This window comes from uncultured Aquimarina sp., assembly GCF_947500065.1.
Lineage (GTDB): Bacteria > Bacteroidota > Bacteroidia > Flavobacteriales > Flavobacteriaceae > Aquimarina.
In genome coordinates this window covers 140864-164860 of record NZ_CANMQT010000006.1, presented here as the reverse complement: position 1 = coordinate 164860, position 23997 = coordinate 140864, and the positions used below count along the sequence as shown (strand labels likewise).

Annotated in this window: 20 protein-coding genes; 8 read left to right on the top strand and 12 right to left on the bottom strand. The window is 32.8% G+C overall.

The window, feature by feature from the left end:
* Positions 1–14: 14 nt before the first annotated feature.
* Complete coding sequence (locus tag Q0975_RS17880) at positions 15–4442, bottom strand: translocation/assembly module TamB domain-containing protein (protein WP_299439156.1); 4428 nt, start codon at positions 4440–4442, stop codon at positions 15–17.
* Positions 4443–4523: 81 nt separating this feature from the next.
* Here Q0975_RS17880 and tsaD point away from each other — a divergent pair, with 81 nt between their 5' ends.
* From tsaD to Q0975_RS17860, 4 genes are all read left to right on the top strand, one after another.
* A complete protein-coding gene (gene tsaD / locus Q0975_RS17875) occupies positions 4524–5546 on the top strand; it encodes a tRNA (adenosine(37)-N6)-threonylcarbamoyltransferase complex transferase subunit TsaD (protein ID WP_299439154.1) in 1023 nt (340 codons plus the stop codon).
* Positions 5547–5644: 98 nt separating this feature from the next.
* Positions 5645–6349: a 16S rRNA (uracil(1498)-N(3))-methyltransferase gene (locus tag Q0975_RS17870; protein ID WP_299439152.1), complete on the top strand. Its 705-nt coding sequence runs from the start codon at positions 5645–5647 to the stop codon at positions 6347–6349.
* A 43-nt stretch (positions 6350–6392) separates the two neighbouring features.
* Positions 6393–7535 (top strand): esterase-like activity of phytase family protein, encoded by a 1143-nt coding sequence (locus Q0975_RS17865; RefSeq protein ID WP_299439151.1) that lies wholly within the window; start codon positions 6393–6395, stop codon positions 7533–7535.
* Positions 7536–7691: 156 nt separating this feature from the next.
* Complete coding sequence (locus Q0975_RS17860) at positions 7692–9815, top strand: lamin tail domain-containing protein (RefSeq protein WP_299439149.1); 2124 nt, start codon at positions 7692–7694, stop codon at positions 9813–9815.
* Positions 9816–9922: 107 nt separating this feature from the next.
* Here the strand turns inward: Q0975_RS17860 and Q0975_RS17855 are convergent, their stop codons facing one another.
* The 6 genes from Q0975_RS17855 to Q0975_RS17830 form a co-directional block, all read right to left on the bottom strand.
* Positions 9923–10660 (bottom strand): N-acetyltransferase, encoded by a 738-nt coding sequence (locus tag Q0975_RS17855; protein WP_299439147.1) that lies wholly within the window; start codon positions 10658–10660, stop codon positions 9923–9925.
* A 55-nt stretch (positions 10661–10715) separates the two neighbouring features.
* Positions 10716–11093, bottom strand: a complete 378-nt coding sequence (locus Q0975_RS17850; protein ID WP_299439145.1) for a nuclear transport factor 2 family protein — start codon at positions 11091–11093, stop codon at positions 10716–10718.
* Positions 11094–11102: 9 nt separating this feature from the next.
* Complete coding sequence (locus tag Q0975_RS17845; protein WP_299439143.1) at positions 11103–11546, bottom strand: GNAT family N-acetyltransferase; 444 nt, start codon at positions 11544–11546, stop codon at positions 11103–11105.
* Positions 11547–11552: 6 nt separating this feature from the next.
* Positions 11553–13439 carry a DUF885 family protein gene (locus Q0975_RS17840; protein ID WP_299439141.1) on the bottom strand — a complete coding sequence of 629 codons (1887 nt, stop codon included), beginning with the start codon at positions 13437–13439 and terminating at the stop codon, positions 11553–11555.
* 298 nt (positions 13440–13737) lie between these two features.
* A complete protein-coding gene (locus tag Q0975_RS17835) occupies positions 13738–15057 on the bottom strand; it encodes a dicarboxylate/amino acid:cation symporter (RefSeq protein ID WP_299439139.1) in 1320 nt (439 codons plus the stop codon).
* A 389-nt stretch (positions 15058–15446) separates the two neighbouring features.
* The gene (locus tag Q0975_RS17830; RefSeq protein WP_299439137.1) at positions 15447–16166 is read right to left on the bottom strand and encodes a thioredoxin family protein; all 720 of its coding nucleotides are present in this window, start codon (positions 16164–16166) and stop codon (positions 15447–15449) included.
* A gap of 43 nt (positions 16167–16209) precedes the next feature.
* Between Q0975_RS17830 and Q0975_RS17825 the strand changes: the two genes are divergently transcribed.
* From Q0975_RS17825 to Q0975_RS17810, 4 genes are read left to right on the top strand one after another with little or no spacing between them, the layout of a single operon-like run.
* A complete protein-coding gene (locus Q0975_RS17825; protein WP_299439571.1) occupies positions 16210–16857 on the top strand; it encodes a DUF4159 domain-containing protein in 648 nt (215 codons plus the stop codon).
* Positions 16858–16861: 4 nt separating this feature from the next.
* Positions 16862–17383: a TrmH family RNA methyltransferase gene (locus tag Q0975_RS17820; RefSeq protein ID WP_299439135.1), complete on the top strand. Its 522-nt coding sequence runs from the start codon at positions 16862–16864 to the stop codon at positions 17381–17383.
* Positions 17384–17385: 2 nt separating this feature from the next.
* Positions 17386–18474 carry an AI-2E family transporter gene (locus tag Q0975_RS17815; protein WP_299439133.1) on the top strand — a complete coding sequence of 363 codons (1089 nt, stop codon included), beginning with the start codon at positions 17386–17388 and terminating at the stop codon, positions 18472–18474.
* Positions 18475–18477: 3 nt separating this feature from the next.
* Positions 18478–19659: a class I SAM-dependent methyltransferase gene (locus tag Q0975_RS17810; protein ID WP_299439131.1), complete on the top strand. Its 1182-nt coding sequence runs from the start codon at positions 18478–18480 to the stop codon at positions 19657–19659.
* Positions 19660–19737: 78 nt separating this feature from the next.
* Here Q0975_RS17810 and Q0975_RS17805 read toward each other — a convergent pair whose 3' ends face one another.
* The 5 genes from Q0975_RS17805 to Q0975_RS17785 all read right to left on the bottom strand — a co-directional run bounded on the left by Q0975_RS17805 (position 19738) and on the right by Q0975_RS17785 (position 23948).
* On the bottom strand, positions 19738–20406 hold the full coding sequence (locus Q0975_RS17805) for a response regulator transcription factor (RefSeq protein ID WP_299439129.1): 669 nt from the start codon (positions 20404–20406) through the stop codon (positions 19738–19740).
* Entirely contained in the window at positions 20403–21209 is an 807-nt protein-coding gene (locus Q0975_RS17800; RefSeq protein ID WP_299439127.1) for a sensor histidine kinase, read from the bottom strand. The genes Q0975_RS17805 and Q0975_RS17800 overlap by 4 nt, the downstream gene beginning before the upstream one ends.
* Positions 21210–21820: 611 nt before the next feature.
* A complete protein-coding gene (locus Q0975_RS17795; RefSeq protein WP_299439125.1) occupies positions 21821–22243 on the bottom strand; it encodes a hypothetical protein in 423 nt (140 codons plus the stop codon).
* A gap of 123 nt (positions 22244–22366) precedes the next feature.
* The gene (locus Q0975_RS17790) at positions 22367–22807 is read right to left on the bottom strand and encodes a hypothetical protein (protein ID WP_299439123.1); all 441 of its coding nucleotides are present in this window, start codon (positions 22805–22807) and stop codon (positions 22367–22369) included.
* A gap of 409 nt (positions 22808–23216) precedes the next feature.
* Complete coding sequence (locus Q0975_RS17785) at positions 23217–23948, bottom strand: hypothetical protein (protein ID WP_299439121.1); 732 nt, start codon at positions 23946–23948, stop codon at positions 23217–23219.
* Positions 23949–23997 lie beyond the last annotated feature (49 nt).

The window sequence follows — 23997 nt, the reverse complement described above, 5'->3', positions numbered from 1 at the left end:
GAAATTTAATCAAGTTACTTATTCTTTTCTGTAAAATTAAGAAATTCTGGTTTCTCTATTTTGGAAGTATCTTTTGCTTTTACAACCAACGTGTCATTAACCTTTTTAGATTTAAAAACTTTATCCCAAAGTTCGCCAAAATTATTAAAATCGACAGAGTATGATAGCCCAAGCCCCTGCTTATATCCTTGGGATTCTCCTATATATTGAATCTCATTCTGACGATTAAAAATCTTTCCTTTTAAAGTTCCGTCTTCATTAAAAAGGTATTCTACTTCAACATCTCCCGTTACCACAGATTCGCTGACACCTCCTATTGGAACTCCTACTCGTCCATTAATCAATATTTTATTATTGATCTGCGTAGACACTGTTACTCCAAACTGGTCAGCAGCTTCCTGATCAACATTTCTATTACCTTGAACATAGTTTACACCAACTCTAAATTTATCATCATCCCCAGAGAATATACCATTTACTAATCCTGCAGCACGTTCAACTAGATTCCCTGTAATAAAAGTTGGATCTAAGTTTCCGCTATAAAATTGTCCTTGAGTAACTAATGATAATGCCTGAAGTTCTTTTGTTGCCTGATCTTCTAGTTGATATTCTAACTCACTTTTGGCCACAGAGCTCAAATTTGGTAATTCTATATTAAAATTAAGATCAGGTTGTATTAATTCACCATTTAGATCAACTACTACCTCAACTGGTATTTTTCGATTAATAGTGGCATTCTCTAATAACACTGCTGGATTAGCTTCCGTTTTATATACTGCGCTAAGATTAAGCTTTGCTCTAGTTGGACTTCCATCCCAGTTTATACTTCCTCCAGATCTAACTGTAAAGTCTTTACCTACCAAAGCACCATATCTAAAATTATAGCTCCCCTCATACGCCACAAAATCACCCCACATATTAAATTTTCCGTTCGTATTAATCTCAATAAGTAGTGTTCCGGCTCCTCGACCCTTTAGAGAGCTACCTGTTTTCTTATCCACGACAACCTCTACTAAAGCATTATCATTTACATCAAGATCAAAATTAAGTTCCAACCCTTTTATATCCTTTAAAACAATTTCTTTACCATCAAGTCGTGCTTGTTTTTCTTCCGGCGTCAAAAAATGTATATATGAATTATCTCCTATTGATTCGGATTCGTTTAAAGGAATTTTAAATTCTGTTCCTTCTTCAGTTGTGGCATTTACATTAATCACTAGACCATCCGTAGGACCTTCGATCGTTGCATCTCCGCTTATGAAACCTGTTCCATAATACAAAGATTCTTCATCTTCCTGAGTATCAAGGACTAACAACCTTTCACTGGCAGTTAATTTAAGACCCAACTCCCATTTGGAAAAACGTTGATGACCAATATATCCTCCTAAAACACCTCTGGTTTTATACTTTGTATCTGTTATATCTACGTCATCAAAATTAAAACGTTGCTCATTAAGGACAATTCTAGAACCTTCATCAAAATCAAGATCTACATTTAGATATGGAACTTTTAAGCCTGCTTCATTAAGTGTAAAAACTCCATCAATAGATGGGTTCACATAATTACCGGTCACTTTAGCATTTCCTGAAACAAATCCTCTAAGATCTGATATTACAATCCCTCCTAATTCACTAAATCCAGACATATTAAGCTGATCCAAATTCACATCAATATCCATATCAGGATTATTATCGGATACATCTATAGATCCAATTGCCGAAAGTGTTTTTAAATTATCCTTATTCAATAATCTGGTATTTACCTTATACTGCGTCAGCGACTCATTACCCGAAGCATTTAGTCTAAGCTCACCTAACTCTGAATCATTTATCGTTAAATCGTTAATGACGACAGTAGAACTAGGGAAATAGACACCTTTATCCTGAAATACCGAAAGATCTCCATCTACTACTCCAGACAATTTTAGATTTTCTATATACGGAGTAATTTTGTTTAGATCTACATCTTTGAAGGTTGCCTTAATATCTTTATTATTTTTTCCTTCCACAATACCAGAAACACTTATCTGTTCATTTTGATGACTCAATAGAATAGATCGGATATCTACGTTCTGAAAATTATTATCAAAAATAATCTTATTGTTACTCTTACTTTTATTAGGATTAGCATACCAGGTATACCCTTTAAAAGTAAAATCTGATTTCTTAAATCCTAATACAGAATTATTATCTTCATTAATAGTATGATAAAACTCTAAGTTATAATTATCTACATTGTTTTTACCTCCTTTAAATTCTGATCGCATAAACAAGGTATCATTCAACGTTACATTAATCAGACTAAACTTAGATACATCATAATATTTGGAATCTATACTATCTATTGCTACGTAGGTATTAAATAATGGGTTTTTATTATCCACTTGAATATCTACCTTTTTCATTAGGTTATCGAATGCTCTGATGGATGGAGATTTGAATGTAAGCTTAAATTCAGAATCGTTACTCTCTACTTTCCCTTTAATAAATGTATTAGGGGCAAACTGGATTTCAGGAAAAAACACGTCTACAATTTTATTGTAAATCCTAAAATTGAATTCCATGAATTCATTATCTGTTATCTCGGTAGGTTCAAAATTAGTGTATAAACTACCTATAGAATTACGAAACAGATCATATACGTTCTCAAATCTAAAAACACCTTTTACACTCCCTTCAATGATATCAGGACTGTTCATTGTAATGGTTCTTACATTTTGACTATCAAAACTAGAATTGATCTCAAAATCATCAAAGTAGTAACTTGCATTTTGGTTTTTGTACAAGGTTTTTTCAAAAGAAATGGTACCAAAAGCATCATTAACGCCAGTTCCTTTCATTTTCATTATCACATCACCATTAAAAACAGATATACTATCTCTAGTTAGAATATTTAGCTTATTTAAATCTATATGATCCACATTTGCCGTAAAATCATAGTTATTGATTTCTTCTGATAAATCAGCTACTCCATTGAAACTAAATTTTACATTAGGATCATCCGAAACCAATTTTCCATCAAAAACAGGGTCTTTTAGATTTCCTATTACTTTAAGGTTTGTATAAGAGTACCCATTAAACTCTAGCTTTCTAATGTCTCCTTCTAATTTAGTATTTAGATTTTCTAAAGTAAAACCACTTCCATCTACGTGTATATCAAAATTCGCATTTCCTAATCTTGGTTTCCCTAATAATTGTCCGACATTAAAATTATCAGAAATCACATTACCGTTATATATTGCTTTTTTGACATTATCTAAATCCCCCAATAAAACGAAAGCACTGATTTTTCCCAATTGAGAAAAGAAATCCATATCTACGTCAACATCTTTGGTTGTTACAATAGCAGTACCTACACCTTTGACACTTCCTAATTGATATAATTGTTTTGGTAATGATTCACCCAAAATTCCTGGTAACAGATTAACGAGATCGTAGTAATTTGTAGTCAAATTTTTCAAATCACCATCTAATCTAAATTTAGACGCATTTGTAACAGCATTTCTTATTCTTATATCTCCCTGAATAACAGACCTATCTAGTCCAGAAATATCCGAGTTTAATATTTCAAAATCATTAAGAGTACCTTTTACTATGGTGTTCTTAAGTAACAAATCTTCATCTCTTCCAAATTCTTTATAAAAAGGTATCAAATCATTCGTTGAAATTGTAGCTCTTCCGAAATCTGCATTAATATTTACACTGTTTTCGAAATCTACAAGTCCTCCTCGCTCATATGAAAATACAATTTCGCCTTCAATTTTAGAATCAACCGTTTCTATTAACAACTCACGAAATTTCATTTCTGTAGGTGTAATCGAAAAACCAGTTTTAAGATTAGAAACATTGAGGCCTCTATGATCTTTGAATGATAGTAGATTGGTGGTAATATAAAAATCTTCACCATCTACTTTTAAGCTTTCAGCATCTAGGGTAACATCTCTTAATACAACAATTCTTGGAGAATTAAGGTTTTCATCTATATAACTATACTTACTATTCTCCATAGTAACATTACCAGTGGTTAATAGAAATTTAGTAGTCGAAGTAACTGTTTTACCTGTATTAAATTTTCGTATAAAAGTCATTAGGTTATCACTACTCTCATCCTTGTACATTTTCATTCTAAATGTCAGATCATTTATGGCAACATCTCCTAGTTCTGGTTGACCTTTTGAAATTTCTCGAATATTAAGAATTGAAGTTGTAATACTTTTTGCATATACCAAGGTATCCTTATGATGATCTTTTACAAAAATCTCTTTAAGATTAACATCACCAGAATAGGTTAATCCTACTCTACCCACATTAATATCTACTCCATATTCATCGTTTAGATAATTTGTGATTTTTCTACCAAAAAATGTTTGAACTGCAGGAATAGAAAACAGTACCACTAGTAGTATAAATAGCGAGATAAGGGTAAGCAATACCCTTTTCAATATTTTCCCGAATTTTTTGATACGTTTTATTGTTTTAACTTTGCTGACAATATTAACAATTTCTATGCCCTTTTCCTCATAATGAGCTCACAAAATATATACATCTTAGGTATTGAATCTTCTTGTGATGATACATCTGCCTCTATATTATGCAACGGTAGTGTATTATCAAATGTTGTTGCTACACAAAAAATTCATGAACAATATGGCGGTGTTGTTCCAGAATTAGCTTCCAGAGCGCACCAGCAAAACATTGTTCCTGTAATTGATCAAGCCATAAAACAAGCTAATATTAACAAATCTGATCTAAGCGCTATTGCCTTTACCAGAGGTCCTGGTTTAATGGGATCTTTATTAGTAGGCACGTCATTTGCAAAATCATTATCACTAGCCTTAAACATTCCTCTTATTGATGTGAATCATATGCAAGCTCACATTCTGGCACATTTTATAGATGAAGATGAATTCGACAAACCGGATTTTCCTTTCCTAGCTTTAACGATAAGCGGTGGCCATACCCAAATTGTAAAAGTTAATGACCATTTCGATATGGAAGTTATTGGTGAAACTATTGATGATGCTGTTGGAGAAGCTTTTGATAAAAGTGCCAAAATATTAGGACTACAGTATCCTGGTGGACCTTTAATTGATAAACACGCTCAATCTGGAAACCCTAAAGCATTTCCATTTACTAAACCACGTGTAGATGGATTAAATTTCAGTTTTAGTGGATTCAAAACAGCTGTATTATATTTTATTCAAAAACAGGTAAAAGAAAATCCAACCTTCATACAAGAAAATCTAGAAGACATATGTGCTTCTATTCAATATACAATTATTAATATTCTTATTGACAAGTTGAAAAAAGCTTCTAAAGAAACTGGAATAAAAACTATTGCAATTGGTGGTGGAGTTTCTGCCAACTCAGGAATCCGAAAAGCTCTTAAGGAAGGTGAGCAAAAGTATGGATGGAAGACTTTTATACCTAAGTTTGAATATACAACTGATAATGCAGCAATGATTGGGATCGTTGGATATTTAAAATATCTCAAAAAAGATTTTACCGATATGAGTGTTGTGGCTAAATCCCGAATTAAGTTTTGAATATAGCATAGAGTAATAGGTACAACGTATGCAGTTCATAACATACAGTTTAAAGATAAAAGCTCTAAAACTTGAAACCAAAAACCATCAACTAAATCATGCAATTATTCTATAGTAAAAACATCACGGAAACTACTGGTGAGTTTGAATTCTCAAGAGAAGAAAGTAAACATATCTCTAAGGTATTACGAAAAAAGGAAGATGACACATTGCAAATTACAAATGGGTTAGGGTTATTAGCTACAGGAATCATTACTTTTTCGAGCCCAAACAAATGTATAATACATCTAGAACACAAAGAGTTTCAGACTCCCAAAGATTATAAATTACACCTTGCAGTTGCTCCTACAAAAATGAATGATCGCTATGAGTGGTTTTTAGAAAAAGCTACGGAAATTGGTATTGATCAAATCACTCCCATACTATGTGATCATAGTGAACGGAAGGTAATAAAACCTGAGCGTTTTGAACGTATTATACAAAGTGCTATGAAACAATCTTTACAATGTTATTTACCAAAATTGAATCCAGCAATTTCATTTGCTGAATTTATACAAAAGGAAAATAAAGATCAACTATTAATTGCCCATTGTGAAGAAACTAAAAAACAGTCACTAAAAGATATCCTGAATATAAAAAGCGCTACTACTTTGCTAATTGGTCCAGAGGGAGATTTTTCTAACAATGAAATTTCAGAAGCTCTAGATATAGGCTATACGCCAATCACTTTAGGAGAAACCAGACTGCGCACAGAAACCGCCGCTATCGTTGCAGCGCATAGTGTTGCTTTTCTAAACTCATAATGAGATAAAATAGTATCTTTATAATCTCACTAATCCTGAAGACATGACAGCAAAAACAACCTATTTCATATGTGTTATTATATTTTTTGCTAGTTGTTCTTCAAATGATAATACCGCCACTGAACCGGAACCACCAATAACAACTGTTAATACTATTAGTACTCTTGAATTTATCGATGATTTTGTTATTCTAGATCAAAATATTGATGGAGTGCCAATAGGTGGTTTCTCTGGTATCGATTATAAAAACAATACCTGGTATATTATAAGTGATGGATCTAACCCTATTCGTTATTACACTGCAAACATTTCATACAATCAAGATCGTTTTACTAATGCAGCTATTACTTCGATGGTAGAGATCAAAGATGCTATGGGTAATTCTTTTACTGAAAATCAAATGGATCCAGAAGCGATTCGATTTGATGCAAACACTGGAAACATAATATATTCTAGTGAAGGTTCTATTGTTAATGGTGTCGATCCTGCTTTGTTAGAAATTGGAACCAATGGAGTACAATTACAAAACTATACACTTCCAGATAACTTAGCTGCAAATACTACAGATGATTTATCTGGTCCTAGGCATAATGGTACCTTAGAATCTCTATCCATCAGCTTTGACACGAATGCTTATTGGATAGGTACGGAGCTTCCATTAATTGAAGACGGACCAGAACCCACAATCGCAGATACAGAATCACCAGTGCGTATCACGCGTATCAATAAAATTACTGGACTAGCAGAACGTCAATTTGCATACGAACTAGATCGAGTAGATCGTGAACCCGCTTTAGGAACTACATTTACTATAAATGGTCTTGTAGAAATTTTGGAATATGATAACAACAAATTCCTTACTATAGAACGTTCTTTCTCTTCCGGTTATCTGGATGGTGGTAATACTGTTAAAATATATAAAGTAGACGTTACAAATGCTACAAACACTCTAAATACAACATCTCTCGCTAATACGACCTATACTAAAGCAACCAAGACACTGTTGTTTGAATTTGATAGTATCCGTAGTCAATTGACGAATAACACAGTTGATAATATAGAAGGAATTACATTTGGACCTATATTGGCAGATGGCACTAAATCTCTGGTTGTGATTTCGGATAATAATTTCAATGCTTTTTTCCCTCAACTGAATCAATTAATTGTTTTTAAGGTGGTTCCTTAGTATTTATAGATTTATAGCATCTGTTAATTAAAATGTGTTATTAGGATACTACTGTTAACTTATGATTAAGAATGATAATTTACTATTAGCTATGGTTTTACCATATTAATTTCTTTGTATATTGCAAAACTATTTCACTCAATTATAATTACTATTATGAAAAAACTTTATTTTTTACTTTTTACTATCGTATTCTCATTTGCTTCTTTTGGGCAAACTACTGGAGACATCGCTTTTGTAGGGTTTAATGCCGATGGAGATGATGATTTTGCTATCGTAGCATTAGCTGATATTGCTGCTAATTCCACCATTTACTTTTCTGATGATGAACTTGATGGAATGGGAGGATTTGTTGATTCTAATGAAGGAAATATTCAGTGGGTAACACCTGCTTCTGTTATCGCAGCAGGAACCATTGTTGTTTTCACTGATACTGACAGTGATGGAAACGCTTTATATGGTGCTTCTATAGGAACGATTACCCAAGTTGGGTCAGGTACAGTTAATCTTTCTGGTAACGGAGATGCATTATTTGCTTATATTGGAACAGATGAAAATACTCCTACAACTTTTTTAGCTGGTATACAAAATGAAACCAATAATCAAGGAGATTTAACTGGTTCTGGATTAACGGATGGTAGTACTTTTATTACTTTTACTGCTTCTGGGAGCCCTGATGGTGGTGAATATAACGGATCCAGAAATTCTGAAACTTTATTTGCTAATTATCTTCCTCTAATTGGTAACCCAGCAAATTGGACTACAAATTCCGCAGATGGAGAAGCTATTTTACCTTTAGACACTACTGCTTTTGTAGAATCTGCTATGGGTACTCCAACAATCTCTGTGAGTGGCGCTGTTTCTGGTTTAGATTATTTTGAAAACAATGGCCCTTCTTCTGAAGATACATTTACGGTTTCTGGAACAAACCTTGCGGCTGATCTTACTGTAACTGCACCTGCCAATTTTGAAGTATCCTTAACAACAGGAACAGGTTTTGGTTCTTCAGTTGCTGTTACTCCAAGTATGGGAACAGTAGCTACCACAACCATATATGTGCGTTTGGCGGCTAGTTTAACCTCAAACTCCTATGCTGGAGATGTTACCGTATCATCTGCTGGAGCAACTAATCAAACAGTAGCCTTAAGTGGAACAGTTTCGCCTGATGATCCTCAATTTACAATTTCAGGATTTATAGGTGATTTTTCATATTTTTTTGGAGCTGGTCCTTCTGCCGAGGATAGCTTTAATATAGAAGGTCTATTTCTTACTAGTGATATTACTGTAATGGCTCCTGCTAATTACGAAGTATCACTTACGACAGGAACTGGCTTTGGATCCTCAGTAGCAATCTCACCAACTATGGGAACAGTTAATAGCACAGAAGTTTTTATAAGATTAGCTTCTGGATTGGCAGCTAATTCATACGCTGGTGATATTACTGTATCAACAACTGGTCCTGCTAATCAAACTGTAGCATTAACTGGTATTGTGTATCAGACTCCCGTTTGTTCAAATGTTGGAGATATTATTATAACAGAAATTATGCAAAATCCAGATGCAGCTGGAAACGATCCTAACGGAGAGTACTTTGAGTTATACAATACCACAGGAAGCCCTATAGATATACAAAGTTGGATTATTAAAGATGAGACTTCTACTACTGAGATTCATGTAATAGCATCATCTGTAATTGTGCCTCCTATGGGATATGTGGTTATAGCAAATGCTGCAACACCTAATGGAGGAATTACTCCTGATTACACTTATGCAAATGATATTTCTTTAGGAAATAGTACTGATGGCCTTATTATCGAGTGTAGTTCAACTATTATAGATCAGGTTATTTGGGATAATGGAGCTACTTTTCCAGATCCAACAGGAGCAAGTATGGAGTTAACCATAAATGCTTTAAACAGTATCGCTAATGATGATGGTACTAATTGGGCTACAGCTACCTCAGCGTTTGGTAGCGGTGATTTAGGAACACCAGGTGCTGTTAATGATAATGCTGGTATTCTATCAGTTGACTCTTTTGATGAAGAATCTGAAAACTTCAACGTATTTCCTAATCCAACAAATACAGGTTTTGTAAATATTACCCCAAAATCGAATACAGTAGTTACTGTTAACGTATTTGATATGCTAGGAAAACAAGTTATTTCCCAGACTTTGAGTAATAATAGTTTAAATGTTTCAAATCTTAACACTGGGATTTATATTCTAAAATTAGATCAAGATGATGGTACATCCGCTTCTAAAAGATTAGTAATCCAATAAGTTATAATACATTAAAAAATATAAAAAGAGCATTATCAAAATGATAATGCTCTTTTTATTTATGGGTATTAAAACAACTATTTAATTATATGAATTGATTTTAGCTATTACCCATAATGAATCCAAATATTTTCTTCCTCGTATTCTCCGTAATTATTCTCTATGTCTATTGATACTAAATTCAAAGCTCCTTTTATTTCATAACTACCAGACTCCGTTATTTTTTTATGAAGCAATTGTTCCCAGAAATGAACATCACCCGTAACATTCATAGAATTTTCGCAAACTTTAATAACCTGAGCACCACTATCTACATGTGTTCTAATCCAAGGGTCAAAGATCTTATCATGCTCCTTTAAATCTATATAATCCTCCATCTTCATCTCAGGATATGTATGCTTTAAAATAGGTCTTATAGGGATTATAAAATTCTTAAACCCCAAATTTTCTTTAGCATGTTTACCCCTAGAAATTAACAACTTACTATATCCTTGGCCTTGATACTCCTTAATAACTACAATCTGTAACCCTCCTAAACTATTTGGTGTTATCTTATTTTCAAAATCTTCTATTCCTTTTTTTACAAGCCAATCCCATCCTTCATCCGGTAATTCAGTTAATGGTAAATCATAGTATATCGGTATTGCATTCATAAAACCTATGAGATTTCTATACTCATCTACTATAAAAAGTTGGGTATGAGGAAAATATTTCTCTAGCTTATCCCAGTAATCTTTAATGACTTGAGAGTGCAAGATAACCTTCGGAAACGCCTTATTTATAGCACTTCTATATTGTTTCAAAAGATGATCATCCAAATCAGAAAACTCAAGGTATTGTATCAAATTATATCTTTTATTTATTATTCTCTAACTGAATACACTAATAAATTCAGAACCTTTAATACATTGTATTAGGGTTAGCAGATTTTTTTGGTATCTGCTGAATCGCATCCCAATGCTCACATATCTTTCCATGCTCGTCAAATCGGAAAAAATCCATCGTAACATATTCATCATTATCCGGCCAAGTCTGATGTGTATGAAGTGCTACTAAATTTCCTTCAGCAATACATCGTACAAACTCAATAGATTTATCTGCATATTCTTTTTGCATCCTTTCAAAATAAGATATAAAACCTTCCGTACCGTCTGCTACATCTGGATTATGCTGTATATACTCGTTACCAAGGTACCTTTCTACAGCTTCTTTAGGGCTTCCTTCATAAGCCATTTTATAAAAAGCAATCGCGTTCTTCTTATTTTCCTCTAGATTCATATTCCTTATTTATTTTTGTAATTCCATATGCAAAATTGGATACGGTTTTCCGGAAGCATCTAATTCAGAACGCCTCTCCGTCTTAAATCCTGAATGCTCATAAAATCCGACTGCCTGTCCATTCTGTTCATTTACATCTACTTTGGTTACGTCCATTTCATTAATTGAATATTGCAATAGTGTTTTACCTATTCTCATTCCTCGATACTCAGGATGAATAAAAAGCATTTCTAAATTCTGTTCTGCCACTCCAACAAAACCAACAATATTTGCGTGTACATTCCTAATACATCTTAACTCCACGGCATTTAGATACTGGTTTAAAATCAATGGTTTGAAATATAGTATCTCTTCTTCCTTTAAAAAATGATGAGTAGCTCTAACCGAAGCTTCCCAAACATCTACAATCTCTGGATACTCTGTTTTATCAACGTTATCAATGTTATATTTCATACTGTATTAGCTTTCACTATTTGCCAATGTTTGATCAATATAAGCATCAATAATTTCCTCAAGAATATCCAAAGGAACAGCTCCATTTTTTAAAACTGCATTATGAAATTCTCTCAAATCAAAACGATCACCAAGCTTTTGTTTTGCCTTTTCTCTAAGCTCTAATATTTTTAGCATCCCTATTTTATAAGCACATGCTTGTCCTGGCCAAACGATATATCGTTCTATTTCTGTAGTAACTTCTGTTGTAGTCATTCCGGTATTCTCAACCATATAATCAATCGCTTGCTGACGCGTCCATTTTTTATGATGAATACCAGTATCTACAACCAACCTTACAGCTCTGAACATCTCTGCTTGTAATCTACCAAGATTTCCAAAAGGGTCGTTTTTATAAAAACCTAACTCCCAAGCTAATTGCTCTGAGTACAGCGCCCAACCTTCTATATAGGATGTAAAAAGCCCTATTGTTCTGAAAATCGGAACTCCTTCCAACTCAGATTGAATGGCAATTTGAAAATGGTGACCTGGTACTCCTTCATGATATGCTAATGTTTTCATCCCAAATTTTACGGATTCGTGTACATTTCTAAGGTTTGCATAAAAAACACCTCCTCGCGAGCCATCCATTGCCGGTCTATTGTAATATGCTCCTGCTGATCCTTCTTCTTTAAATTCAGGAACGCGTTTCACCTCTAAACCTGCTTTTGGTCGTATATCAAAAGCATCGTCCAGACCTGCACTAATTTCTGATAGTATACGATCATACTCATCAATAACCATTTGTCTTCCTTCATCATTATTAGGAAAAAGAAAACGTTCTTCTTTATTTAATTCCTGAATAATAGCTCCTAACGTTTTTGTAGAATCAGCATACCCTTCTGCAGAAAGAATTGCTTTCATTTCACTTTTTATTCTAGCCACTTCAGATATCCCTATTTGATGTACTTCTTCAGGATCTAAATCTGTAGTAGTACGCTGTTTTAACTGATAACGATAAAAGGCATCTCCATCAGGCAATTTCCATACTCCATCATCCGCGGTAGCCTTACCTTTAAGTTGTTCGAAATATGTAATTAGTTTTTTATAAGATCCAAAAACCGTGGTTTCTATTTCTTCTTCTACTTGTTTTTTAAGAGCATCCTTTTCTTCCTGAGATAGCTCTTCTAATTTATCAATTTTAGATTCAAAATTGACATACAAAATATTTGATTTCACAGAAGATACTTTTTTCTGTGTATTCACAACGGTATCTATGCTCGACTTTTTTTCTCCAATAAAACCATTCATTTCATCTAATACGCGATCGATAACGAACCTAGGTGGAATGATTCCTTTACCCTCTCCTAATTTTAAGTTTTCAATTAACTGATTAAACTTAATATCAAATTTTGATAAACGCGTTACATAAGCCTCTGCGTCACTTTTATCCCTAAGTTTATGCGCATTTTCCATAAGACTAGGTAATGAACTTTGTATACCCCCCATCTGGTTTACCGGATAATCGTGGTAGAAAAAACGTTCTCCTTCCATTAAACCTTCCAGATAGAATCCTAATATCTTAGTGTTTAATTTATTTTCTTCTGATTGACCTTCAAAATCATAACTTTTTAAGGTCTCATAATCCTCTTTCATTTTATTAAAAGTTTCCCATTGTTTCGCATCAGAGATATCATCTAATTCATCCTTAGACCAATCATAAATCACAGGAATACCCATGGATGTAGTAAGTTCTGGGCTATCTAACGCTAACTCTAAAAATACTTTATCATAAAAATGATTGATGCTAAACGGTTTAAACCAAATTAGGTTTACTAACCAAAGTAATCCCAATACCAAAATGAGTAATACAGTTCTTGAGGTCCAAAATTTCCAACTACGTTTTTTTGCCATGATGAGTGATTTATGTGAATGTGATTGATTGTTATCATACTATGCTAAAGATAACAAATATGAGTAAAACGATATGATTTATGTAAGCTATCATGAATGAAGGATTTATGGTTAATTAGTGACTAATCTATCATTTATAATAATAAAATTTTCTGCTTTCTGTCTCAGTTAATTATTTTGAATATTTTTTAATCATTTAATACTAAATTTCAACATTGTAATGTATTGATAAAAATGAATAACATCAATTTAGACATATGCATTTCAAAAAAATAAAATATTACTCTTTTTTTTAGATTTATATAGTAGAGTTATCCTTTGATGTAACTCCGTAAAACTTGTTAAAAATTAAGCAGGCAGTAAGATCTCCTGTTACATTAACTGAAGTTCTAAACATTCCTAGTATTCGGTCTATGCCAATAATAACAATAAGGCCATCTATTGGAATTCCAGTGCTTTGTAGAACCGATGCAAGAATAATAACTCCACCTCCAGGAATAGCAGGTGTTCCTATAGAAGCAGCTACAACCGTGAATGTGATTAACAGTAAGCTCATTATGGATAATTCAATCCCATAAGCTTGTGCCATAAATAAAGTTGTCACACATTGAAACAATGCTGTTCCATCCATATTAATTGTTGCCCCAACTGGGATCACAAAATCGCTAATATTAGAGGATACTCCCAATTTCTCATCTGCTGTTTTCATCGATAAAGGCATTACCGCTGCAGAACTAGCAGTAGAAAAAGCCAATAACTGTGGTTCCCTAATCGCCTGCAAGAACTTCGATGGACTTTTCTTAGTGATTGCCCAAACCAGTACTAAATAGAATAACATTAATAAAATAAGCCCAAAAATAACCACGCCCATATAGAAACCCAAACCAAGGAAAATTGCAACACCAGTTCTGGATAACAACGCTGCAATTAAACCAAATACGGCATAAGGTACCAACATCATAGCCCAAGAAACTACGATCATACAAATTTTTTGAATGGCTTCTGAAAAACGGATGATAGGTCTTGCTGTCTCGTCACGAAGTTGAGTAATGGCCACACCTATTAGAATCGTAAAAATCACAACACCCAACATCTCTCCCGTCAAAATAGACTCAAGCGGATTATTAGGTATAAGGTTTGATATTGCATTGGGTACATTCTCAATAAGCTTAGTTTCTTCAATAGATCCATTTTGACTCTCATTGCTATTTGGAAATCCACCAAGCCTAAAAATATATTGACCAGGTTTGAAAATTAGTGTAACAATTAGACCTATCACTATAGCAACAGCAGTAGTAAAAATAAAATACAGTAATAATCGAAGGCCAAAAGATTTCAGATTATCGGATGTGTTACTTACTATTCCCGTAAGGATTGATGTAAATATCAAAGGGATCATGATCATTTGAACCAAACGCATAAAAATTTGTCCTGGTAAATCAAGCCAATCCGCTAATCTCAAACTAATTTCTTCAGAAAACAAACCGGTAGATGGATTAAGTAATACTCCTAATCCTGCTCCTAGTACAAGACCGATAACTACTTTAAACCACAAACGACCTTTTATAAGACGATCTAAGTGAACTGATAAATTATTGAGAGATCTAAATTCTATCATGATGTTTCTTATGTTTACTTATCTTAAATATATGTCAAGCGAACCAGATAACAAGCTATTATTCTCTATAAAGCGATCAACCTTCTTTTGTTGATTTAACCAACGGAAAAGAGTGTGCGACAGATTTCTCTTTGGTTTTGAAATTTGACTCTTTTTTTCGCGTGAGGGATTCCAATGGAAATCTCACAGTTCGACTGAAAGGAGTTGCAATGCAATGCGTTACCTTTATGGTCACGCTTAAATTTAGAAGGAGAATTAATTATATTGTGCATCTTCAGCAAATTACTTTCTGATTTGGGGTCAAACAAGCCCTAATACCATGAACAAGATCGCAAACCACTACTTCTTCATCTATTTTCATGGTTTTGAAATTCGTTATTAATACAAAATCAGATAGGTAGCCTAATTGCTCCAGTAGTTTGTAGATTAGCTTCTTGTGTATAAGCTATAATTGATAATTTATCACCTTCATCAATCCAATTAGGAATGGATAAGGTAACTGATTCTGATATGTCTTTTTTAACTAAGCGATTGGCTACAATATTAGCATTCTTTAGAGTTCTGTCTCGATTCTCTCCTCTACCTATTTTTGTGCTTCGTTTCGATACAACTAGCGCAAAAGTGATTTGATCAAATGTTGAACCTTCCACAGCATATTGTATAGTAATCTTATCATTTTCTTTGTTTACTTTATTAAGCTTAATTGTATTGGTTGCTTTGGATTTCGAATAATTACGGATAGCAGTCAATGCTTTAGTCTTATTAGATCCTGTAAAATGTTCACTACCATTGATTACTAATTGAGGGGTATAAATAGATCTACTTTTAAACTGTAAGGCATAATCTCTTTGGTAATCACTAAACGCTTCGGCACTAAAAGGATCTTTCCAACCTAATCGATTCCAATAATCTACGTGATAAGATAAGACAAATACATTTTCTTTTTCATATCTCTTATTAATAGCATCTAATAATTCATCCGCTGGAGGACAACTACTGCATCCTTGTGATGTAAACAGTTCCATTATCACAATTGTATTGTTATTGCCCTGAGCGTTAACTAATCCCGAAATAGTGACCGTTAATAGTATCAAAAGGTTTCTTATCATCTCGTTTATTTTAGTACTTTTAGAATCTATTATTTAGACGATGATGATCACAAAGCTTACAAGTTTTATTTGCCTCTTGTTATTTTCTGGAGCAGTATTCTGTCAGGATATCGCAGTATTACAATACAATGGTGGCGGCGATTGGTATAGTAATCCTACTGCATTACCTAATCTAATCCGATTTTGTAACCAAAATATACGTACCGCAATGAGCCCTAAACCCAAGACTGTAAAACCAGAGAGTGTTGATATTTTTCAATATCCATACATTCATATGACAGGTCATGGTAATGTGTTTTTCACAGAACAAGATGCAGAGAACTTACAAAACTACCTCTTAAGTGGCGGTTTTTTACATATCGATGATAATTATGGAATGGAACCATACATTAGAAAAGAACTGGTGAAGATATTTCCTGATAAAGAATTGACAGAACTCCCTGCATCTCACCCCATTTTTTCGTCCAAATACAAATTCCCACAAGGATTGCCTAAAATACATGAGCACGATGGAGCGCGTCCACAAGCTTTAGGAATTACTCATGAAGGAAGGCTGGTATTGTTATTCACTTTTGAAAGTGATTTAGGTGATGGTTGGGAAAACCCTGAAATCCATAATGACTCAGAAGAAGTTCGTCAAAAAGCATTAAAAATGGGAGCCAATATTATTAAATATGCTTTTGAAAATTAATTAGATGGCAACACAACTACATCATGAGGTTACTGGTTTTACCAAAAAACAGTTTCCTATTACGCTTATTTGTGATCGTGTTAATTCACCAGCAAATATTGGTAGTATTTTTAGGATTGCTGATAGTTTTGGTATCGAACGAATTTATTTTTGTGGAGAAGATATCACAGTCATTAGTAAACGAATGCAACGTACCGCCAGATCCACTCAGGAAATGATTCCCTATATACAAGAAAATCATATTATACCGGTTATTGACAAACTAAAATCCGAAGGATATAAAATCATCGGATTAGAAATTACCGAAAATAGCATTCCCATTTCGGATCATATTTTTCCACCTAAAGATAAAATTGCGCTTATTATTGGAGAAGAAAGCTTAGGGGTTTCTGAAGAAGTACTAACTAAAGTAACAAACAGTATTCACATAAATATGTATGGCACTAATAGTAGTATGAATGTGGCAACTGCGACCGGAATTGCACTCTATGAGATTACAAAACAGTTATCAAAAAATATTTCTTAAAGATGAATTCAAAAACAATCGCTTATGGTATCCTAAGAGCAATAGCAATCATTGTTGGTATTCTAGTGCTTCTTTGGTTCTTATACAAAATACAGTCCATTTTACTATACATCACTTTTGCCGCAGTGATTTCTTTAATGGGAAGACCACTAGTTCTATTCTTAAAAAAAAGACTAAAATTTAACAATACAATAGCAGTAGTATTTGCTTTATTTATTACTATAGGACTGTTCCTTAGTTTATTTCTATTATTCGTTCCGATTGTTACTGAACAAGGACAATTGATAGGAGCTATCGATATTAATGAAGTTGGTGATGATCTGGATCGTTTAAACCAGGAGATCAGTGACTATTTTAATGTCGAGAAACTAAACTTTATAGAACTCATCAAGCAAACGGATCTGATGCAATTTTTTGACCTAAAAGCGATACCTAATGCCATCAATACTTTTTTAAGTGGTTTTGGAGCATTACTTATAGGACTCTTCTCAGTCTTATTCATTTCATTCTTCCTATTAAAAGACAGTAAATTATTAGAAAAGAGTTTAATGGTTTTTGCCAAAAATGAGGATGAGACCCGTTTTATGAGAGCTTTTAATAAAATCAAAGATTTATTGTCTCGTTACTTTGTGGGTTTGCTACTTCAGGTACTAATTCTATTTGTCTTGTATACTATTTTATTCTTAATTTTCGGAGTCCATAATGCCATTGCCGTAGCGTTAATTGCCGCTATTTTTAATTTAATCCCTTATGTGGGTCCACTATTTGGAGGAACTTTGGTGTTGATATTAGCTACAACTAGTAATTTAGGATACGATTTTCAATCCGTGATTTTACCAAAATTAACTTATATTTTAATAGGATACATTGTCATTCAACTGATCGATAATTTCCTGAATCAGCCTCTAATTTTTGGAAATAGTGTGAAATCTCATCCTTTAGAAATTTTTCTTGCAATACTTATTTTCGGAGCATTATTCGGAATTGGAGGATTGATTGTAGCAGTTCCATTTTATACCGCTATTAAGGTTATTGCAAAAGAATTTTTATCTGAGTATAAGATTGTAAAGCAATTGACTAAGGAGTTGTAACAATTGAATACTGATATCCTACATACAAAGGTTCAAGAATACATCTTTAAGAAATCTGACGATAACGTAGATTTAGCAAAGTTAATACTAGCCGGTAGTCCTTTTCAACATATTAATATTCAGGAATTGGCTCAACAGATTAATGGAAGAATTAAAGCTAAAAATAAATTACCTCTTTGGCACCAAACAAAAGGTATCTATTACCCACCTACTTTAAACTTAGAACAAACTTCATCTGTAACTACAGCATTGTACAAAAGCGACCTAATTTCTGGAGATACATTGGTGGATCTTACTGGGGGTTTTGGGATAGATGATTATTATTTTTCTAAAAAAATAAAACGCATTATTCATTGCGAACTGAATGCTGAGTTGAGTGAGATTGCATCGCATAACTTTCGGATTCTTGATGCTAACACTATTGAAACTCACATTGGAGATGGATTAAATATTTTAGATAACTTGGACACGGTTGACTGGATTTATATAGATCCTTCCAGAAGACACGATAGTAAAGGTAAAGTCTTTTTCTTAGAAGATTGCCTGCCAGATGTGCCCAAAAACTTAGACTTATTATTTTCTAAAAGCAAGCATATTCTAATTAAAACTTCTCCATTACTGGATATTCATTCTGGATTGAAATCGTTACAATTTGTAAAAGAAATTCACGTAGTTGCAGTTAATAATGAAGTAAAAGAATTGTTATGGATATTAGAAAAAGACATCCAAAACGATACTATTATTAAAGCCGTTAATATTGTAAAGGACAAAACAAAGGCCTTCTCTTTTTTACTTAAAGAAGAAAAAAATATCCTGTCCGAACTATCCTTACCTAAAAAATATATCTACGAACCGAATGCTGCTATACTAAAAGCAGGAGCTTTTCATAGCATCACAAATGCCTTTAGATTAGAAAAACTCCATCAGCATTCGCATCTCTATACTGCTGATCACAAAATTGAATTTCCGGGTAGAAGCTTTGAGGTAATTTCTGTATTACCTTATCAAAAACAAATCCTAAAAAGGGAAAAGTTTGTCAAAGCAAATATTACTACCCGTAATTTTCCAATAGCTGTTTCTGAAATTCGTAAAAAATTCAAAATTAAAGATGGTGGTGATATCTATTTATTTTTCACCACCAACTGCAATGATGAGAAAACAATTTTAGTCTGTAAAAAAGTGTAAAAGTTTAGCCCAATCGTATCTTTTTAGTTTATAAAAATTATCGAGTTCCATCTGCACGAGATGATCATATTCTTAGATTTATAGTTCTGCATTACGAACGAAAATTTGATTTTCTATCGCGTGTATAACTAAACCAGCGATGTTTTTAGAACCGGTTTTTACCAATAAATTATTACGATGGCCTTCCACCGTTCTAGGGCTTATAAATAATTGTTCTGCGATTTCTGTAGTAGTTTTTTGCTCGCAAATTAATTTAAGAACCTCTCGCTCTCGTTTGGTTAAATATTCATCGTCTCTAGTTTGCTTGTTTATTTTCAAGGAAGCTTCTTCCAAAATACTCATGACATTATCGTCATAGTAAAATCCCTTTATCGCTACTTGATTTATGGTATTTATAACTTCTGTCGGTGTAGCATTTTTAGCAAGATATGCCACAGAACCTTGTTGCATCATATTAAGTATAAATGGCTTACTGTAATAACTTGTTAACGCTATGATTTTGATTTCCGGAAATTTTTTCTTGATGATCTTAGTGGTTTCTACTCCATTTAGATCAGGCATTTTAAGATCCATTAAAATAACTTCCGGTAAATCCCTTGTAAGATTTAATTGCTTTATCAAATCATTACCATTCTCTGCCTGAATGCAAATCTCTATATTACTCTCTTTATCAAGAATAAAAGTAATTCCTTGTCTGAATAATGTTTCGTCATCGGCAATAGCTAGTTTTATAATGTTTTTTTTCATGGTTGAGGTTTTTTAGTGCTAATATTAAAGGTTGCTCCATTACCGATCTCACTATGATATGAAAGCTTCCCATCGAGTATATCTACCCTACTTTCAATATTTCTGAGTCCTATTCCCTTCTTTTTATTTACAGATTCTACGTCGAACCCTGTTCCATTATCCGAATATTTAATAGTTAGTTGTTCATGATCATCATTTATTTTTAATACTACATTTTCGGCTTTACCGTGTCTTACCGAATTATTTAAAAGTTCCTGAATAATCCTGAAGATATGCAATTCATTACTTTTAGACAATAGATCATTGTATATAATATCATAATCTACTGTTACTTTTTTACTGCTTATAAACTCATCACAAAGTTCTTCTATAGCAGCCTTAAGTCCAAAATTCTCTAAAATTGGCGGTAACAAATTATGAGCCAATCTTCTAGAACTCTCTAAGGTTTTTGTGGTAACTGATAATATATGCTGTAACGTTTGCTCCTGCTCTTCTTTTTCTAATTTACCATCTATTAATACATTGGCACTAAGACTTACCACATTCAATTTAGCACTGATGGCATCGTGCAAATCTTGCGCAATCCGTTTACGTTCTTCTTCTTGTGTTTCTATGGTACTATGTAACAGATCTTTTTGATATGTAATCTCTAAAGTAGCTTTTTCTAGTTCTGCAGCGATAATTTTCTTACGAGAAAAGAAAAAGAAAAGCACCAATGCCACTGCCATAAGCAATAAGACCAAAATAGCAATCAAGATAATCACTATGATCTGTGAATCTTCTTGTAGTAATTCTTTCTCCATTCAATAAAAATTAAGATTTGGAAAACAAAATATAATATTCTTTTAAAATTAATCAATATATAGTTCATTGATTCTGAAATATTAATACTAAATATCAAATTTCCCGAAGCAAAAATTAATGTACTTGATATCAAATACAAAAAAAGACCAATATTTACTATTATAAATACTATTTTACCTTGCAAACTATGATAAAAATAAACCATAGAATAAACGATTAATAAAATCTGAGTTATGGCTATTCCAACCGCATTATATCTAAAAAACATTTCGGGACTATCTATGTATTGATACCCTAAATATGAAAAAATTGGAAAAATCATATATAATATAATCTTACTCTTTATTAATTCATAATAAAATAATGACAAAAAAATGAACTGAAATATAAAATAGAAATGTGATAAAAAAAGATTTGGTTTATGTAAAACCTTTCCGATAAATATTGATATTACCTGAACTAAACACATAAGTAATAAATAAATCGAAAATATTTTAAAAGCTTTATCAAACTTGATAAAGCTTTTAAAATACAAAAACGTGTTTAGCATTAAAAATATACTTGTAACAATGCCAAACCACAAAAAATAGTTATTTCCCAAAATAAAATTCTAATTCAGTGGACTATTGGGATCACAAGAAGGCGGACATGGTTCTGTAAAATCAAAAACTCCACTTGTGTTAATATCTGAAGCCGATGATTTCAATGTAGTCGGCGTAGTACCATCAATAGTACCATCGATGATATCTCTATCGACTCCATTAACATTTTCAGTTCCTACAAAAATCATTTTCTCCGTGTTATTATCATCAATCGCTAAATACCCTCTCACTTTAGAATTAAGATTATTTGCATTCGTTTGGGCTTGGGCTGCAGCAGCGTCGTCTAATACTCCAATTTCATTTAATACTTCTACAAAATCTACTGCAGGTATCAAAAATGCATTTACTGCATTAGGGTGCTGAGATCTCCAGTTTGCAGTCCATTGTACTCCTGTGTCTTTTGGGATTGTGTTTTCGTTATCCGGATTCATTTTTTTTTAAGGTTTAAATTAGTGAAATTTACAATTAGTTGACTTACAAAATATAGGGTAATAAATTATAAATAAATTTCAAATCAATAAATAGATCATAGAAATTCTTATAGTAATAAATCTTTAATTAAGTGGACTGTTAGGGTCACAGCTAGGAGGACATGGTTCTGTAAAATCATAAATCCCACTACTAACAACGGGCTCTCCAAAAGAATTTAATTTAACGTCTCCAGCATCAATTTCTTCATTAATGATATCCTGATAAACTTTTGTTTTTCTATTATACTTGGTTCCTACAACGAGTAGTTTTTCTTCAGGTTTCTTCTCTGGGCTATCAGAACCCACTGCCCCATACGCTCTTATCTTTAAGCCTTTTATACAAGCTTCTCCTTGGGCTTTTGCAGCAACCTTATCACTAAGCACGCCCATTTCATTTAGTACTTCTATTAAATCTACTACAGGAACTAAAAAAGCATTACATGCATTCGGATGTTTTTTTCTCCAAGCTGCTGTCCATTCTGAAGCTTCTTCGCAAGGTATTGTGTTTTGTAAATCAGGATTCATTTTGTTTTTGAATTAAATTAATAATATGATTAAATAGCTTACAAAATATGGAGTAACAGTTTGTAAATAAAAACATAACTAAAATCACTATCAAATTTTCACTTTTGGTATTTGATTTTAATTAGTTTAGGCTAAATTTAGGATAAATACCACGTATCTCATTAAAGAAATGTGAAAAAATTATTCAATCCCAAATAGAAACCTGCTTTTTAATTGAAAATCAAATAAATAAAGAACTAATTTATAAGTAATCTGAAATAAATTCCTGAAATATGCACATCCTCACCTAACCTCTCCTTCCAGGGAGAGGAATAATATCCTACAAACAATATAAAAAAAACCTGACAGCACTCCGTGGCGTACTGTCAGGTCTTGATGCATTACACCTAACTATAAAACTTCCATAATTTTAATTAGGATCACAAGATGGAGGACATGGATTCGTAAAATCATATGCTGATTTACTCCCTCCTGTCTTAGTTTGTATAGTACCATCAAAAACTGGCACAAAAACAGTTGTCAACTTATTTTCTGGGTTGATTCCCCAAGACAGATTAATTGCTTCTGATTCTAACGCTATCATATGCTTCACAACTACTGGTTCTATAGCAAAATGACGGATACGCATTCCATTATACGAAGTTACTTCATTAATGTCTAAAGTTGATTTTTGCTTCCAAGAATTTAGGTAATTAGCTGCATTATTAAATGGTAGTAGATGTTTGGAAATTATAGGGTCTACTATAGATTCTTTGTTAATATTAGTAGTGCGTAATTCTTCTAATTGATTTTCTAATACTAAGTCTTTGGATTGTTTTACCAATTCTTCTGCCAATACCACACCCTTTGCATCAATACTTATCACTTTTACCTGTAATTCATTATTTAAAATTCCTGGTACAAAACGTACTTGATATACATCTTTATTATTGAGTACGTTTTTTAGCTGTTGATTAGAAATAGGGTAATTCATTTCTTCGCCCGTAAAGAATTTGGTGAGATCTGCTTCTTGCCAATTCTTAGCAAAGAGATCTTCTGTAGATTGTTCGATTGTTTCGCTAACTGTTTCTTCTTGGTTGCAAGAAACAAATAACAAAAGTCCTAAAAACATAATAGCCTGTGCAAAATGTTTGATTTTCATAATAAAAAGGTTTTAAATTAGTATTCATTAAAGCTACTTAAAAAAAAAC

Bases quoted from the DNA above. Each gene is read 5' to 3' on its own strand.
- tsaD (WP_299439154.1), top strand. From the start codon at position 4,524: ATGAGCTCACAAAATATATACATCTTAGGTATTGAATCTTCTTGTGAT.
- Q0975_RS17870 (WP_299439152.1), top strand. From the start codon at position 5,645: ATGCAATTATTCTATAGTAAAAACATCACGGAAACTACTGGTGAGTTT.
- Q0975_RS17865 (WP_299439151.1), top strand. From the start codon at position 6,393: ATGACAGCAAAAACAACCTATTTCATATGTGTTATTATATTTTTTGCT.
- Q0975_RS17860 (WP_299439149.1), top strand. From the start codon at position 7,692: ATGAAAAAACTTTATTTTTTACTTTTTACTATCGTATTCTCATTTGCT.
- Q0975_RS17850 (WP_299439145.1), bottom strand. From the start codon at position 11,093: ATGAATCTAGAGGAAAATAAGAAGAACGCGATTGCTTTTTATAAAATG.
- Q0975_RS17845 (WP_299439143.1), bottom strand. From the start codon at position 11,546: ATGAAATATAACATTGATAACGTTGATAAAACAGAGTATCCAGAGATT.
- Q0975_RS17840 (WP_299439141.1), bottom strand. From the start codon at position 13,439: ATGGCAAAAAAACGTAGTTGGAAATTTTGGACCTCAAGAACTGTATTA.
- Q0975_RS17835 (WP_299439139.1), bottom strand. From the start codon at position 15,057: ATGATAGAATTTAGATCTCTCAATAATTTATCAGTTCACTTAGATCGT.
- Q0975_RS17830 (WP_299439137.1), bottom strand. From the start codon at position 16,166: ATGATAAGAAACCTTTTGATACTATTAACGGTCACTATTTCGGGATTA.
- Q0975_RS17825 (WP_299439571.1), top strand. From the start codon at position 16,210: ATGATCACAAAGCTTACAAGTTTTATTTGCCTCTTGTTATTTTCTGGA.
- Q0975_RS17820 (WP_299439135.1), top strand. From the start codon at position 16,862: ATGGCAACACAACTACATCATGAGGTTACTGGTTTTACCAAAAAACAG.
- Q0975_RS17815 (WP_299439133.1), top strand. From the start codon at position 17,386: ATGAATTCAAAAACAATCGCTTATGGTATCCTAAGAGCAATAGCAATC.
- Q0975_RS17805 (WP_299439129.1), bottom strand. From the start codon at position 20,406: ATGAAAAAAAACATTATAAAACTAGCTATTGCCGATGACGAAACATTA.
- Q0975_RS17800 (WP_299439127.1), bottom strand. From the start codon at position 21,209: ATGGAGAAAGAATTACTACAAGAAGATTCACAGATCATAGTGATTATC.
- Q0975_RS17795 (WP_299439125.1), bottom strand. From the start codon at position 22,243: ATGAATCCGGATAACGAAAACACAATCCCAAAAGACACAGGAGTACAA.
- Q0975_RS17790 (WP_299439123.1), bottom strand. From the start codon at position 22,807: ATGAATCCTGATTTACAAAACACAATACCTTGCGAAGAAGCTTCAGAA.
- Q0975_RS17785 (WP_299439121.1), bottom strand. From the start codon at position 23,948: ATGAAAATCAAACATTTTGCACAGGCTATTATGTTTTTAGGACTTTTG.